3 protein-coding genes are annotated in these 2854 nt (G+C 65.7%); all 3 read left to right on the plus strand.

What is annotated here, in order from left to right; all coding sequences use genetic code 11:
- Positions 1 to 944: BLUF domain-containing protein (locus ACK4SV_RS16600; RefSeq protein WP_409918956.1), on the plus strand; the 944-nt coding region annotated here is incomplete at its 5' end.
- Positions 945 to 1032: 88 nt separating this feature from the next.
- Positions 1033 to 2031 carry an NAD(P)H-dependent flavin oxidoreductase gene (locus ACK4SV_RS16605; RefSeq protein WP_409918957.1) on the plus strand — a complete coding sequence of 333 codons (999 nt, stop codon included), beginning with the start codon at positions 1033 to 1035 and terminating at the stop codon, positions 2029 to 2031.
- 288 nt (positions 2032 to 2319) lie between these two features.
- On the plus strand, positions 2320 to 2781 hold the full coding sequence (locus tag ACK4SV_RS16610) for a hypothetical protein (RefSeq protein ID WP_409918958.1): 462 nt from the start codon (positions 2320 to 2322) through the stop codon (positions 2779 to 2781).
- Positions 2782 to 2854: the final 73 nt, after the last annotated feature.

The raw sequence follows: 2854 nt of genomic DNA on the forward strand, positions 1-2854 counted from the left end.
TTTATTACGACGAGGGACGTTTCCTGCAGACCATCGAGGGACCGCCCGATGCACTGGAAACGGTCTGGACGTCCATCCTGCGCGATCCGCGCCATACCGACATTGAAGTCCTGAACCAGACCCTGACGCCCACGCGGCTCTATTCAGGCTGGGACCTGAAGCTCGTTGCGCCGGGTCCTGTGCCGGTAAAATCAAAGTCTGTCTCCGCCCATCCGATCGAGCGCCTCGCGCGGCAGGTGACGCTGGTTGCGCAGCTTGCCTTGTCCGGCGACCAGGACGCGCTCACGCGGATCATGGAAGATTACGACGTCCAGAAATGGCCGACCGACCGGCTGATCAGCGGTCTGTTCGAGCCGGTCGCCCGCGCCATGGGCGATGCCTGGCTCTCCGACGAGTGTACCGACATTGATCTCACGATCGGTCTCGGTGTGCTGCGCCATGCCACCCGGACGCTTCACCATGTGGAACTCGGCGCCGCGCACCAATTCACCGCCCGCACCAAGATTCTCGTCGCCTGCGCACCGGGGGAGCCGCACATGCTCGGCGCCTGCCTGACGGCGGATGCATTTCTCGATACGGGCTGGCGGCTCGAACTGGCCTTTCCGGAGAATGACGCCGCGCTCGTCGAAATCTGCATGGCCTATGAGCCGGACGTGGTCGTGATTGCGATGTCGGATGCGATGCCGCGCACCGGCGGGCTCGGCGCGCTTGCGGAGACGGTGCATGCCTGCCGGGACGCGTGCGAACCGCGGGGTGTCATCATCTCCGTCTGCGGCCGGATGTTCTCCGATGGCAGCGTCACGGCCGGACAGGTCGGCGCCGATCATGCCAAGCGCAGCGTCGCCGGCACACCCGCGCGCATCGCGGAACTGCTGACCAACCAGAAAGCGTCCGAGACGCGCAAAGGTGGCACAGGCGGTCCAGGCGGCTCCGGCGCGCACTAAGCAGCCCTTTCCCGGCGTCAGGCTTGCCGGGGGCGCCGGGGCGAATAAGTTTGCGTGAGACAAACCCCTCGTGAGGAGATCTCCGCCCATGGCCCTGCCGCCCGTGCTTCAGAATCTGCGCATTCCGGTCATCGCCTCACCGCTGTTCATCATTTCCAATCCGGATCTCGTGATCGCCCAGTGCAAGGCGGGCGTAGTCGGCAGCTTCCCGGCGCTGAACGCTCGTCCAGGCCCGGTGCTGCATGACTGGCTGGACCGGATTACGACCGAGCTCGCCGACTACAACGCCAAGAATCCGGATCGTCCGGCGGCGCCCTTCGCGGTCAACCAGATCGTCCACAAGACCAACAACCGCCTCGAGCATGACATCGAAGCCTGCGTGAAGTTCAAGGTGCCGGTGATCATCACCTCCCTCGGCGCGCGCAAGGATGTGAATGACGCAATCCATTCCTATGGCGGCATCGTGCTGCACGATGTCATCGACACCTTCTTTGCGAAGAAAGCGCTGGAGAAGGGCGCAGACGGCCTGATCGCGGTCGCCGCCGGCGCCGGCGGACATGCCGGGATGCTCTCGCCCTTCGCGTTGATCCAGGAAATCCGCGAATTCTTCGACGGGCCTCTGGCGCTCTCCGGCTCTATCGCCACCGGCGGCGCAGTGGCCGCCTCGCTCGCGATGGGCGCAGACCTCGGCTATATCGGCTCGGCCTTCATCGCCTGCGATGAAGCCAATGCCGATGAGGGCTACAAAGACGCGATTGCCGCCTATGGCGCCGAAGACATCGTCTATACAAACCTGTTCACCGGCGTGCATGGCAACTATCTGAAACCCTCGATCGTGGCGGCCGGGCTCGACCCTGACAATCTGCCCGAGAGCGACCCCTCCAAGATGAATTTCGGCTCCGGCGGCAATACCGACGCGAAGGCCTGGAAAGACATCTGGGGCTGCGGGCAGGGCATCGGCGCGATCAAGTCGCGAGGGCCTGTGAAGGACTATGTCGACCAGCTCGTCCGCGAATATGACGATGCCCGCGCGGCCCTGGCGAAGGGCGCCGCCTTCTCGCGCACGGCGCCGGTTCCGGCAGAGTGAGGGCTGAAGTTTGCGGGGTTGGGCAGCGCTTTCCCCCATATTTGCCTCTCGGGTTGATATTGAACGGGCAGGATGCGAGGGCCGCAGATGCGGTCTCCCTTCTGCTTCAAAGATATATGTAATCAACGTGTTGGGGCGATTTGCTCCCCGCTGTCCAACCGGCTTGGCGCGCGACGCTGCCGATTTTTCGCGTCAATCAATCCGACCCAGTGCCCGTTCGGGTTAGCTTCTCGGGCATGACGCAGCCCTCCTGTCCCCGCTTCCTTTCCGTTCCGCCCCGAGGCGAAGATGAGTGACCTTATCGGCCTTGCCGCCAGCGCCGCCGGAGGCGGTGTGTTCGGCCTCATCGGCACGGTCATCGGCCGCGCGGCCGGCTATGCCGAGCGCCGCCAGGACCAGGCGCAGGAGCGGGCCCGATGGGCGCATGACACCGCCCTCGCCGAACTTCAGATGCGCGCGGCCGCCGCAGCGACGGACGCCCAGTTGCGCCTCGCCGACTTGGCCGGGGCCTGGCGGGGGCTGGCCGCGTCGATGGAGGCTGAGGCGGCCATCGGCGACAGTTACCGCTGGGTCAACGCCGTACGGGGGCTCACCCGGCCGGTGCTGACGCTGACCCTCTGGGGGATCACCGGCCTCGTCTATCTCGGCGCCGAAGCCGCCGCCCGGAATGCCATTATCGACACCACCACCTTCGCCGCGACGGCGGCGACGCTCTGGTGGTTCGGCGACCGGGGGCAGAAGGCGCGGTGAGGGGGGAGGGCGGCCTGACCCACCGCTCTCCCTTTCTTCGTCACGCACGATGGCCGCGAGGCCATCTGAGCGG

The sequence above is a fragment of the Hyphomonas sp. genome (assembly GCF_046313735.1).
GTDB lineage: Bacteria > Pseudomonadota > Alphaproteobacteria > Caulobacterales > Hyphomonadaceae > Hyphomonas.